Origin of the sequence: Moraxella cuniculi DSM 21768, assembly GCF_900156515.1 — a bacterium.
In the GTDB taxonomy this organism is placed as follows: Bacteria; Pseudomonadota; Gammaproteobacteria; order Pseudomonadales; family Moraxellaceae; genus Moraxella; species Moraxella cuniculi.
The window spans coordinates 26,398-38,732 of sequence record NZ_FTNU01000002.1 but is presented as its reverse complement, the minus strand read 5'-3'; the positions used below and the strand labels follow the sequence as shown (position 1 = coordinate 38,732).

8 protein-coding genes and 2 tRNA genes are annotated in these 12,335 nt (G+C 45.6%); 6 read left to right on the top strand and 4 right to left on the bottom strand.

The window, feature by feature from the left end:
* Positions 1 to 8: 8 nt before the first annotated feature.
* Positions 9 to 842, bottom strand: coding sequence for an archaetidylserine decarboxylase (gene asd / locus BW928_RS01790; protein ID WP_076554537.1), 834 nt, complete (start codon positions 840 to 842; stop codon positions 9 to 11).
* Positions 843 to 1,069: 227 nt separating this feature from the next.
* Here asd and BW928_RS01785 point away from each other — a divergent pair, with 227 nt between their 5' ends.
* From BW928_RS01785 to BW928_RS01760, 6 genes are all read left to right on the top strand, one after another.
* On the top strand, positions 1,070 to 3,352 hold the full coding sequence (locus tag BW928_RS01785) for a FepA family TonB-dependent siderophore receptor (RefSeq protein WP_076554536.1): 2,283 nt from the start codon (positions 1,070 to 1,072) through the stop codon (positions 3,350 to 3,352).
* Between the two features lie 232 nt (positions 3,353 to 3,584).
* Positions 3,585 to 5,819, top strand: a complete 2,235-nt coding sequence (locus BW928_RS01780; RefSeq protein ID WP_076554535.1) for a FepA family TonB-dependent siderophore receptor — start codon at positions 3,585 to 3,587, stop codon at positions 5,817 to 5,819.
* Positions 5,820 to 6,008: 189 nt separating this feature from the next.
* Positions 6,009 to 7,142: a cytochrome-c peroxidase gene (locus BW928_RS01775; RefSeq protein ID WP_158078439.1), complete on the top strand. Its 1,134-nt coding sequence runs from the start codon at positions 6,009 to 6,011 to the stop codon at positions 7,140 to 7,142.
* A 179-nt stretch (positions 7,143 to 7,321) separates the two neighbouring features.
* The gene (locus tag BW928_RS01770) at positions 7,322 to 9,838 is read left to right on the top strand and encodes a TonB-dependent receptor plug domain-containing protein (protein ID WP_076554534.1); all 2,517 of its coding nucleotides are present in this window, start codon (positions 7,322 to 7,324) and stop codon (positions 9,836 to 9,838) included.
* Positions 9,839 to 9,933: 95 nt separating this feature from the next.
* Positions 9,934 to 10,800 (top strand): DUF3025 domain-containing protein, encoded by an 867-nt coding sequence (locus BW928_RS01765; RefSeq protein WP_076554533.1) that lies wholly within the window; start codon positions 9,934 to 9,936, stop codon positions 10,798 to 10,800.
* Between the two features lie 3 nt (positions 10,801 to 10,803).
* Positions 10,804 to 11,250: a hypothetical protein gene (locus BW928_RS01760; protein ID WP_076554532.1), complete on the top strand. Its 447-nt coding sequence runs from the start codon at positions 10,804 to 10,806 to the stop codon at positions 11,248 to 11,250.
* Between the two features lie 26 nt (positions 11,251 to 11,276).
* Here the strand turns inward: BW928_RS01760 and BW928_RS01755 are convergent, their stop codons facing one another.
* The 3 genes from BW928_RS01755 to BW928_RS01745 all read right to left on the bottom strand — a co-directional run bounded on the left by BW928_RS01755 (position 11,277) and on the right by BW928_RS01745 (position 12,263).
* Positions 11,277 to 11,957 carry a metal-dependent hydrolase gene (locus BW928_RS01755; RefSeq protein ID WP_076554531.1) on the bottom strand — a complete coding sequence of 227 codons (681 nt, stop codon included), beginning with the start codon at positions 11,955 to 11,957 and terminating at the stop codon, positions 11,277 to 11,279.
* Positions 11,958 to 12,035: 78 nt separating this feature from the next.
* Positions 12,036 to 12,111, bottom strand: a tRNA-Glu gene (locus BW928_RS01750).
* Positions 12,112 to 12,187: 76 nt separating this feature from the next.
* Positions 12,188 to 12,263: transfer RNA gene (locus tag BW928_RS01745), tRNA-Ala, on the bottom strand.
* Positions 12,264 to 12,335: the final 72 nt, after the last annotated feature.

Genomic DNA, 12,335 nt, shown 5'->3' with positions numbered 1-12,335 from the left:
CTTGATAATTAGCTGCTAACAAGACCTAAATGTTGCCCCATCATGACTTTTGTGCCATGTGTAATGTCGGCTTGCCATTGGGTATTTGCTGCTTTGGGCAGAACTATGATGGCGGTTGAACCCAAGTAAAATCTGCCAAGCTCATCGCCTTTTGATAGCGACAGCTCATGGGTGCGGTGCTGAATGTATGGCGTGCGTTTGATTTTGCCTGTTGCCACTGTCTCAATACCTGCAACAATCATCGCACCGACCAGCACCACCGCAGCACGCCCAAACTCTGTATCAAACAAGCACACCAAGCGTTCATTGCGAGCAAACAAGTCAGGCACGGCATTGGCAGTGGTATTATTGACCGAAAACAGCGTGCCTGGCACATAGCGAGTGGCGATTAGTTTGCCAGCAAATGGCATATGCACACGGTGATAATTGCTTGGGGCAAGATAGATGGTTGCAAAGCTGCCATTGGCGAAATAGTTGCCGTCATCATAATCAGCGAGCAATTGACCAACCTCATAATCACGCCCTTTGGCTTGCAAGATGGCATTTTGCTGGATTGTGCCAATTTGCGATACTGTGCCATCGGCAGGGCAGATGATGCCACCGCTTGTGCCATCAATTGGGCGCGCGTTGTCTTTTAGCTCCCGAGTGAAAAAATCATTAAAACTGGCATAATCACCCAGTGATTCTCGTGCATACTCGTCCAAAGTAATGCCATAGGCTTTGGCAAAGCTGTTGATTAAGGTGCGTTTGATGTGGCGATTTTCGCTGGCGGCAAGGTATCCTGCCAGCTCACTCAACGCCTGCTGTGGGACCAGGGTTTGGGCTAGGGCAAATAAATTCACAAGTGTATCCTATTGGTTTTTTGGCTATTGTAGCACAATTTATTATCACCGCAAACCAATGCAGAGCGAATGGTTGGTTGCTTTGTCAAGATTATCCATTGCTAAATTGGCTCTCATTTGATAATAATTATACTTTACAAAATAACACAGGAGCTTTATAATTGGGCAACTTGTATGCGTATTTATCAGCAAAACTCGCTTAGAGTTTGTTTGCTATGGAGAAAATCATGTCAAACTTTCAGCCAAAATCTTTGGCATTGTGTATTTTTGCCTGCATGAGCGGTACAGCATTTGCAAATACTACAGAAGAAACAGCCAAAACCACCCTACCAACGGTTGTACTGCCAACCCAAGTCGTTACCGCCGAAGCCCAAGTTAAGCAATCTTTGGGCGTATCAACCATTACAGGCAGTGATTTTGACCGCACGCCTGTCAAAAATGATGTTGCCGAAATCGTCCGCAAAATGCCGGGCGTCAATCTAACAGGCAACAGTGTCGGCGGTGCTAGGGGCAACAATCGCCAAATTGACATTCGTGGCATGGGTCCAGAAAATACGCTAATTCTCATCGATGGCAAGCCTGTCAGCTCAAGAAATTCGGTGCGTTATAGCTGGGGTGGCGAGCGTGATACGCGTGGAGATTCGCAGTGGATTCCAAGCGGTGCGATTGAATCCATTGAGGTATTGCGAGGCCCTGCGGCAGCTCGTTATGGCTCTGGTGCGATGGGCGGGGTGGTGAATATCAGAACCAAAAAAGTAACTGATACGCCAACAGGAAGCGTCAGCGTATACACCAGCCAGCCCGAAAACAGCAAAGAAGGCGACAGTGTGCGAGTCAATGCCACTTTGAGTGCACCGATTATTGACAATAAACTGGGCATGCGTGTCTATGCAGGCTATAACAAGACTGACGCTGATGATGTGGATATTAACCCTGTGGTTAATGGCAGGCGTGCTGCTGGTCGCGAGGGCGTGATTAACAAAGATGCTGGACTGCGGTTGGCATACCAAATCAACCCAAACCACAGCTTGACTTTGGACAGCTCTTATGGTCGCCAAGGTAATATTTATGCAGGTGATACCCAGTCGAACGGCTATGATGCCGCCAATAATAACCCAATGACTCCCAACAGACGCACGGGCGTGCTGGAGGTTGATCAGAGGGCTAAGCGAATCAATAACCTAGTTGGTGCAGAAACCAATACCATGTACCGCCAAAGCCATGCCATCACTCACGAAGGTGAATATGCCAACAATATCAGCAGCAAATTGACCGCCCAATATGATTATACACGCAATTATCGTCAAGGCGAAGGCTTGGCTGGCGGTGGTGAAGGGGCATTTAACAGCGATGACAAGTTCACTTCACGACTAAAAACCAAACGCTTATCAGGCGAGGTGGTTGTGCCATTTTATGCTGCTGTGCCTAATGTCTTGACGGTGGGTGCAGAGTATGTCGGTGATGATTTTAATGATCCTGTATCAACCGTGATGGCGGACAGTTCAGGCTTGGTGCAATTACCGAGCAATCGTGCCGATATGAACTCACGCATTTATTCTGTGTATGCCGAGGATAATATCACGCTTGGCAATGATACCGATTTGGTTTTGGCACTTAGATATGACAATCACAACAAATCAGGGTCAAATTTCAGCCCAGCGATAAATATCACGCACAGATTGACCGATGGCTGGACAATCAAAGGTGGCATTGCCAAAGCCTACAAAGCACCCAATATGTACCAAACTGCACCGGGTTATCTGCTGTTTACGCGTGGCAATGGCTGTCCTGTAAACTACACCTATCAGGGCAATGCCTATAATTATGCGGCAAGTGGTCAGGCTACACGCATCAACAACTGCTATTTGATGGCGAACGAAGATCTTAAGCCCGAAACTGCCATCAATAGTGAGTTTGGTGTACAATTTAAGAATAACAAAGTTAATGCCAGCTTAACTTGGTTTAGAAGCGATTATAAAAACAAAATCGCCAGTGGCAACACTGTGCTTGGTCGCGTAACCAGAGGTCAAGATACCTACAATCTCTTGCAATGGGAAAATGTACCAAAGGCACTGGTGCAGGGCGTGGAGGGCAGCGTTACTTATCGCTTTGATAAGGCAAGCTGGACAAATAATTTAACTTATATGATGGATTCTAAAAACAAAACAACGGGCAATCCACTGTCCATTATCCCTCGCTATACTTGGAATTCTATTTTGAATTATCAAGTGTCGGATAAGGTTGATGTTGTTGCCAGCTATACGCATTATGGCAAGCAAAAACCACGCCAATTCGCCGAGGGCAATATGCAGGTTGATAGGGGGCTGGATTTGACCGAAGTGAAGGCGTACGGCATTGCAGGCATCAATGCAGGTTATCGCTTCAATGACAATATCAGTGCCAGAGTTGGTGTTGAGAATTTGTTTGATAAGCAGCTATTGCGTATCGGCAATCAGACCTACAACGAAGCGGGTCGCTCATATTTTGCCAGCATCAAATACCAGTTCTGATGCAAGTCCTAAAACCCAAGTTACAGCTTGGGTTTTATTTTTGCTGATTGGTTGGTTAATTTTGCAACACAGCTCATGCGTGCCTTACCATGATTATTAATAATATTAAAAATTATTATCATATTGATAATAATTATACTTTACAAACATACAATCAGCTTTTATAATAATATCGTATCAGCTGGTTACAGCATTGTTGCAATTTTATGGATTGATGATTACTGGAGGATTTATGTCAAACTTTCAGCCAAAATCTTTGGCATTGTGTATTTTTGCCTGCATGAGCGGTGCAGCATTTGCAAATGCTACAGAAGAAACAGCCAAAACCACCCTGCCAACGGTTGTACTGCCAACCCAAGTCGTTACCGCCGAAGCCCAAGTTAAGCAATCTTTGGGTGTATCAAGGATTAATCAGACGGATCTGGAAAAACGCCCTGTGCAAAATGATGTATCGGAGATTTTGCGTACCATGCCGGGGGTGAACTTGACAGGCAATGCCGCAGGTGCAGCTCGTGGCAACAAACGCCAAATTGACATTCGTGGCATGGGCCCAGAAAATACGCTAATCTTGGTTGATGGCAGACCTGTAACCTCACGCGGTGCCGAACGCTATGGTCGCTCGGGTGAACGCAATACGCGTGGCGATAGCAACTGGGTGCCAGCAGAAATGATTGAATCCATTGAGGTATTGCGAGGCCCTGCGGCAGCTCGTTATGGCTCTGGTGCGATGGGCGGAGTGGTGAATATCAAGACCAAGCCAACAACAGATGAATTTTTTGGCAGTGTTAATTATTATACCAACCAGCCCCAAGATGACAAAGAGGGGGCGACACAGCGAGTTGGGTTGTTGTTGAGCGGGCCGTTGATTAAGGACAAACTTGGTATGCGTCTGTATGCCAGCCAGAACAAAACAGATGCTGATGCGATGGATATTAATCCAGCCGAAAGAACCAACAATGACCCAATACCGCCATTGAGTGCAGGGCGTGAGGGCGTACGCAATAAAGACATTTCTGCTCGTATGGATTGGCAGATTAATGACAATCATAAGCTAAGTTTTGATACTGGGTTTAGCCGTCAGGGCAATATCTATAATGGCGATACGCAGTTTAATAATGCTGGTGGTACTGCAGATGGTGAAGCTTATACCAAATCATTAAACGGTGCCGAAACCGCTCGACTGTATCGCCAAAATTATGCAATCACGCACACGGCTCAATATGGCTGGGCTGATGGCAAAACGGTGCTAAGCTATGATCGCACCACCAACAGTCGCCTAAAAGAGGCGTTGGCAGGTCGCACCGAAGGCTCTTATGACAGCCGCAATCAAGGCTTTACAAACAGCGTGCTTAAGAATACGCGTCTGACCTCTGAGCTGAATATTCCGCTGAATTTTGGCTTTGAGCAGATGCTGACAGTTGGTGCTGAAGTGGTGCGTACCGATCTAAATGATGGTGCGTCTACCAGCCAGAATCTGTCTACCAATCGTCGAGGTCAGGCGGACAGTTATGACGGCATTCGCCAAGACCGTACAGGGCAGATTAAACGCACCAGCTGGGCGGTATTTGCTGAGGATAATATTGCTGTTGCCAAAGGCACTTTTGTTGTGCCAACTGTACGGTACAACTACAGCAGCGATGCAGGTTCGGTGGTTACAGGCGGTATTAATATTGCCCATAATATCACTGATAATCTGAAAATCAAAGGCGGCATCGCTCGCACCTACAAAAACCCAAACCTCTACCAAGCAAATCCTAATTATATGCTGTACAGTGCAGGCAGAAGTTGTCGCATTTTGCCACAAGGCACCCAATCTTGCTACTTGCTCGGCTCAGAGAATCTAAAGCCTGAAACCAGCTGGAACAAGGAAATTGGTCTAGAATATGCCAAAGATGGACTTAGAGCTTCTATTGCGTATTTTAATAACGACTATCGCAACAAGATAGTTGCAGGCACACAAGTGCTGGGCACAACAGCATTGGGTGCTGAGATTTTGCAGTGGGAGAATAGCAAGCAGGCGATTGTTGAGGGTGTTGAGGGTAATCTGACCTTGCCATTGGCACAAGATAAGCTGCGTTGGGTGAATAACTTTACCTATATGATGCAATCTAAGGACAAGGAAACTGGCAGCCCGCTGTCAGTGATTCCAAAATTCACCGTTAATTCTAGTTTGAATTGGCTGGTAACAGACAATCTAGATGCCAATCTGACTTATACACAATACGGTCGCCAAAAACCACGCACCGTGCCAACCACACCGCGTGAGCGTGAGGAAATGCGTCCAACCGAAGTGCCAAGTTATGGCATACTCGGGATAAATGCTGGTTACAAATGGAATGACGCAATCACTGTGCGAGCTGGTGTAAATAATGTCTTGGACAAGCAAATCAAACGCACCAACAGCGGTGCCAGAACCTACAACGAAGCGGGTCGCTCATATTTTGCCAGCATCAAATACCAGTTCTGATGCAAGTCCCAAAACCCAAGTTACAGCTTGGGTTTTTTGACATTAACATTGGGCGGTGATCAGGTTTGCACCACAAGGAATGCGGTGTTGATTCATAATCCGAAGTAGTAACTTGGCAAACAGTAGAATTGGACGGACATTATCACCGATTATCCAGATTTGTCATGAATGGATAGCAAGCTAAAATCTATGTGTATGCAGTATGCGTGGAGCAAAGTGATACGGCAGATCGGCTGGCTGCTGCTTGGTTGGCTTGCCGTCATGACTCTTTGTGCTTTTGGGGCGTGGGATTATACCATTTGTCAGCATGAACAAGGCTATGATATGGCTTGTTTGCGTGAACAATATGCCAAACCAGTCGGCAAGTGGCCACAGCCTGTAATTGATAAGGGTGTGGTGTGGCAAGAGTTGGCACCTGTGCCAAATCGCTTGTCAAGCAGTCTGTCGGCAAAGGCAAAATTGGGAGAGCGGTTGTTTTTTGAGACGGCGTTGTCTTTAGATGGTCAAATTTCCTGTGGCAGTTGCCATCGCCCAGAATACGCATTTGCCGATCCTCGCACTGTGTCTGTTGGTGTGCTTGGACGCAAAGGTGAACGCAATAGCCAGTCGCTTGTGCATTTGGGGCTTATGACAAATCAGGTGCAATTTTTTTGGGACGGCAGAGCCAAGTCATTATCCGAACAGGTGTTATTGCCATTAACAAACCCCAATGAAATGGCAATATCGCTTGACAGTATTGATTGGCGGTTGCAAGAAGTGGGCTATTTGCCAAAATTCCGTCAAGTTTTTGGTCAGCAGGTGCAAGCGATAACCATTGAACAGTTCAGCCAAGCAGTGGTGGCGTATTTACAAAGCCTAACACCTGCACAGACCAGTTTTGATACAGTGCTTTTGGGCGATGTGTCCGCTTTTGATGACCAGCAGTTACTTGGCTTGCATTTGTTTCGCACCAAGGCACGCTGCATGAATTGTCATTTTGGGCAAGCAATGAGCGATGGCAAACTGCACAATCTGAACCAAACTTTGGCAGGCAGTGCTTTTGCTGATTTTGGTGCTTATGCCATCACTGGCAACAGTGCCGATTTTGGCAAATTTAAAACACCATCTTTGCGTAATTTGGCACAAAGCAAGCCATGGTTTCATCATGGGAGATTTACCAATCTGGAGGGCGTGGTTGAGATGTACAATCAAGCCATGCCTGAACGGTTGCCAAAATCCGCACCGCCTTTGGCACGCCAAAATCATAAAGATGCTTTGATTGTACCGCTTGGGCTAACGCGTCAAGAACGCAAAGCAGTGGTGGCATTTTTGCTGACTTTATAAAATCAAATAATCAAAATTATCAGTTTGCGTAGATAAATTACGCATACAAACTGCAATTTAAATAAGAAAAATTAACAAATAAAAATATTTGTCAAAATTATTGACATATTTTACAAAATAAATAATAATCATTATCCATAAATTTCTTGTTATTATTTATGCTAATTTGGGATAATAAAATGAAAAGCAGTTTGAGCTTACTTAGTGCATCAATTATGATCTTGATGCCCAATTGGGCGAATGCTCAAGAGGTAGCGGCAGAAAAAGCAGCACCACAAACTACGGGCATAATGCCAAGTGTTGTCCTGCCAGCGGTATATGTTTCGTCAGTGCCACGCCAAAATGATATTGGGCGTACTTATTATGATGCCGAAAAACTACAAAATACCCCAGCAATCAATCGCACCATCACCGAGATGCTCAAACAACACCCCAATGTGCAGTTTGACCGTGCAGATCAGGCGGCTGGCACTCAAGGGGAGATTTTTGCCACTGATTTTAGTATTAATGGTGCATTGCAGTATGATAATCAGATTTTGTTAAATAACGCCAGCATTGCCAATGAAATCAACCCTGTTGGCGGTGATAACAGCTTTGCGGCGGATAAATTACCAGGTTCGGCACAAACAGCAACCATCAATACAGCGTTATTATGCGAGCTTAGCGTATTAGATAGCAATGTATCAGCAGAATATGGTGGTTTTGTCGGCGGTGTGGTAAAGGCAAAAACTTGTGTGCCTAAAACCGCCACAGGCAAAATATACGGTAAAATCAGCTACGATTATACCAGCAGCGACTGGACCAAATACAACTATGTCAATGCCAGCGAGCTTGAGGATTTTGACAAAAATAACAATATCAACTATCAAAAAGATTTTAAAAAACAAGGGCTAAGTGCCACTGTTTATGGCAAGCCAACCAATAATCTTGGTTTGTCTTTATCATTATCACGCCGTCTGTCAGATATTTATCTAAAAGCCAACCTGCCCGATGCCAGAGCGTATAACCAGCAGCGTACCGCTGATAATGCCATGCTTGATGCCGAATATCAGATTAATGCCAACAACAGCGTCAAGCTGAATCTGTCATACACCAATAATGGCTCGCTAAGATATCAGCCAAATGTTGCTGATAGCAAGCACACGGTTGATCAGCAAAATTACATTGTGGATTTGTCGTTTAGTCATGATTTGCCGAATTTTCAACTAAAACACGCTTTGGTGTACAAGCAAGAAAAACAGCAACGCAAAGTTAGCTCTGATGAATACATATCATGGCGAAAATCCGCCGCCAAGGATTGGGGCGTGGGTACTGCGGTCAATGAGGGTACAACAGGCACACCGCTTGAACAAAATGGCAACAGCTGGCAATATCAGCTCAAAGCTGCCTTTAATCCTTATGAAAATGGTAGGTTTAGCCATCAAATGACTGTAGGTGCCAGCCTGAATCAGCAGCAGGCAGATTGGCGGCGTACGAGCGATTATTATTGGTATTTTATTCCTGAAATTAAGGGAGCGAACGGCACGGACTGCCAGCGTGCGGACGGCAGCATTGATAAATATTGCGACAGCACTTATGAGCGTAACAACAAAACCGTTGGTCAGTACCATACTCGCCGCACCTATTATCAGGCAGGTGCGATTAATCTCAAACAGCTTGGCTGGTCGGCGTTCACGCAGCATAAATTAACATTTGGTCAGCGGCTTACTGTCAATCTGGGCTTAAGATACGATGATGACAATATGACCAAAAAAGCCACCATTGCACCGCGTTTTCATTTGACTTATCAGCCTTTTGCTAATTCAGACTTGGCACTGACACTGGGGGCAAACCGCTATTATGGGCGAAATGCGTTTAATTTATCGTTGCAAGACGGCATTAAGAATTTTGCTTGGGATCAAAGACGCACAAATTTAGATGATAATTGGCAAACCATTGGTAATTTGACAGGTGCTAGAATCGCTCGCAATGCCCTAAAATCACCATCTACAGATGAATATGTTGCAGGTATCACGGCCAAAGCATACAACACAAATTGGCAATTGCAATACACTCGCCGCAATTATCAAGATCAGATACGCCAGTATCGTGTCAGCACCACGCCGCTGGTTTGGGCTTATGATAATTTGGGTAAAAGCCAGTCAGACATTTATAGTTTGACACTGGCAAGTGCCAAGCCGTTTAAGCTGTTTGGCGGTGAGCATGAGCTGTCTTTGGGCGGTAGTTATACGAAGACTCTGCGTAATTTTAATGATTTTGATGATTCTACTTTAAGAGACGACCCTTATGTGCTATATCAGGGGCGTGTTGTTGAGCATACTGATTTGCCAGCGGTGAATTATAATCAGCCGTGGCGAGCGACTTTATCTATCCACAGCCGCTTTAACCGTCTAAGCCTAAATAATCAGCTTAGTTACCGTGCAGGGCAGATAGGGCTTGCCAAATCCACCTTGCCAGCTGATAAGCAGTTTGATCATGCAGGCTCGGTGGTGCGACAAGAATACAGTAAAAAACGCATGGGCGGTGTGGTCAATTGGGATTTAAACGCTCGCTATGAATTTGGTGGTGCGTATCAGCTGGCACTTGGTTTGACTGCCAAAAATTTGCTTAATCGCAAAAGCCAATATCTAAGTGGTGCTGATGTGCGTTCGGAAGTGGGTAGGCAGTATTTGGCACAGGTGGATTTTAAATTTTAAACTTCGGTGAATTGTAGGCTTTAAATTTTGCCAATAAGTCTTAATGGTCAATCAGCTTGGTGGTATAATGTCTTATATTTGTACAAGATAAGACCATGCCATCAGTTGATTTTGCTTATTTATTGCCATGCACCGCTTGCCTGCCTGTGCATTTGCGTCCTTATGCTGATATTCATCATGCCTTTGTTGATGGCTGCCCGACCTTTTTGGCAGAGTGGCTTAACGGTTATTTTTTGGCAAATAATATCACGCCAAAGCTCCACGCCACCGCCACGCCCCTGTCATTTGTCAGTCAAGATGATTTGCCGCATGGCACAGCGTATGAGGCTTTTATTCACAAATATGCCAAAATTCCCACCAGAGACAATCTGCATGATTGGTTCGGTGCTTGCGTCTGGGCAAAATTTCCCAAAACAAAAGCCTTGTTAAACGCCAAACACATAGCCCATTTTGATGCGGTGGATAGTGGCAATGGCCGCAATCGTGTGCGTGATACCATCACCGTATTTGACGAAAATGGGGCAATCATCGCAGTCAGTGATGATGAAATCGGCAGCGAAATCGCAGATGCTTTGGTGGGGTTTGATTGGCAGACTTGCTTGGTAAAGAATCGCCAATATTGGCACAATCCTGATATTGCCAAGCGGTACACTGGGGCAAGGGCGTTTATTTTTGGCCATGCCTTGCTTGAGCAAATGCTCAATCCCTACAAATCATTATGTGCCCATACGCTGATTGTGCGTGTACCACAAGTCTTTTTTGCCAAGCCGCTTGCCATGCAATTGTTGATGCTTGATGAGCTGCTGTGCGATCGCCTTGATAAATTTTTGGTTGCAGGTGTAACGCCACGACAGTTTAGCCCTTTGCCGATTTTGGGCGTGCCGCACTTTTGGGACAATGCAGATGCCGCGTTTTATCAAGACGAATTCGTTTTTCGCAAGGGTCGGCGACATCAGAGGTGAATTATGTATCGGATATTGCTTATTGTGCATATTATTGCTGCCAGCATTTGGGTGGGCGTGCATCTGTATTTGTTTGTGCGATTAATGCCACGCTTTGTGCGTAATCAAGATGTGGCGGCTTTTTTGCAATTTGAAAAAAGCTATGAGCCGCTTGGGCTTTTGGCACTCGCCGTGCAGGTGATAGCAGGGGCGTATATGCTCAATGCAATGGTGCCAATGTCGCAGTGGCTGGCACCGTTGGGGCAGCTTGGTGGGCTGATTTATGCCAAGCTGTTTTGGCTGCTATTGACCATCATCACCGCTTTGCACGCTCGCTTGCGAGTGGTGGTGCGATTTGAAAAGGGCGTGCATGATGCCAAGACCATGCGTCTGATGATGGTTCATGTGGGACTGATTTGTCTGTGGGCGATTGCGTTTGTTGTAACGGGCGTGGCGTTTCGGTTTGGGTAGAGCTTGATTTTTGCCAATCTTCCAGCCTAAACCATACCCCTTGCTATTTTGGTGATGGCACGCACAAAATCGCCATAAGGCGGTGCTTTGTAGCATAGGACAGCAATCAAGCTGTACAAGCCAGCATACCAAATCAGCTTGTCTTTTTCGATAAATTTCATCGCCGTGCCAGCGGATTTTTTGAGCCTTAGTCCATAAACATTGACGCTGTAGATTTCATCGAGTGCCAAATGCACCATCGCTCCAATAAACAACATCATGCCAAATATCCAGCTGACAAAGGCGGTTAATTTTAATCCATAAAATGCACCATAAACCACCCCAAGTGCAAAGACTGCCATATAGGGTACAGAATGCACCATGCCACGATGAACCGTTAAGCGACTAAACAGCTCGGTCGCCCCACGCATAATCACAAACCCAATCGCCCAGATGAGCAATGAATGCAGCAGCAACTGACCAGATTGGTAGCGATTGGCATAGATGATGGTAATCAGCGTTGAGCTGATGAGCGATAGTGTAAAAAAACCTTGTTTGGCAGGCTTGGAGCTGTCAAGGTCGATATCAGGCAGCAGACTGCCCAATGTGCCAACCATCACGCACAGCACCGCAGTTGTCAGACCATAAAGCTGAAAATAAAACCCCAAGCCAGCAACAGCACTGCTAATAATCACGCCAGCGGTTAAGTGTGTATTAAAATTGGCCATGATTCACCAAGCAAACTTGTACAAACAAAAAAGCCAGTCAAATCAGACTGGCGTTTTGTTCTTTATTAAGAAAATAAGTGGCATCCCATAGGGGATTCGAACCCCTGTTACCGCCGTGAAAGGGCGGTGTCCTAGGCCTCTAGACGAATGGGACGCAAGAAAATTTGCAAATATTGCTGCAAATGAAATGCAAGAAATTGCCTAGGTGCTTACATTTCATACTAAGCATCTGGTGGAGCTAAGCGGAGTCGAACCGCTGACCCCTTGCATGCCATGCAAGTGCTCTACCAACTGAGCTATAGCCCCATGCTTAATGACTGCGTATTATACAGCATAATTTTTAGCTGTCAAGCATTTTTTGTAAATTTTCTCAATTTT

Bases quoted from the DNA above. Each gene is read 5' to 3' on its own strand.
- BW928_RS01785 (WP_076554536.1), top strand. From the start codon at position 1,070: ATGTCAAACTTTCAGCCAAAATCTTTGGCATTGTGTATTTTTGCCTGC.
- BW928_RS01780 (WP_076554535.1), top strand. From the start codon at position 3,585: ATGTCAAACTTTCAGCCAAAATCTTTGGCATTGTGTATTTTTGCCTGC.
- BW928_RS01775 (WP_158078439.1), top strand. From the start codon at position 6,009: ATGTGTATGCAGTATGCGTGGAGCAAAGTGATACGGCAGATCGGCTGG.
- BW928_RS01770 (WP_076554534.1), top strand. From the start codon at position 7,322: ATGAAAAGCAGTTTGAGCTTACTTAGTGCATCAATTATGATCTTGATG.
- BW928_RS01765 (WP_076554533.1), top strand. From the start codon at position 9,934: ATGCCATCAGTTGATTTTGCTTATTTATTGCCATGCACCGCTTGCCTG.
- BW928_RS01760 (WP_076554532.1), top strand. From the start codon at position 10,804: ATGTATCGGATATTGCTTATTGTGCATATTATTGCTGCCAGCATTTGG.
- BW928_RS01755 (WP_076554531.1), bottom strand. From the start codon at position 11,957: ATGGCCAATTTTAATACACACTTAACCGCTGGCGTGATTATTAGCAGT.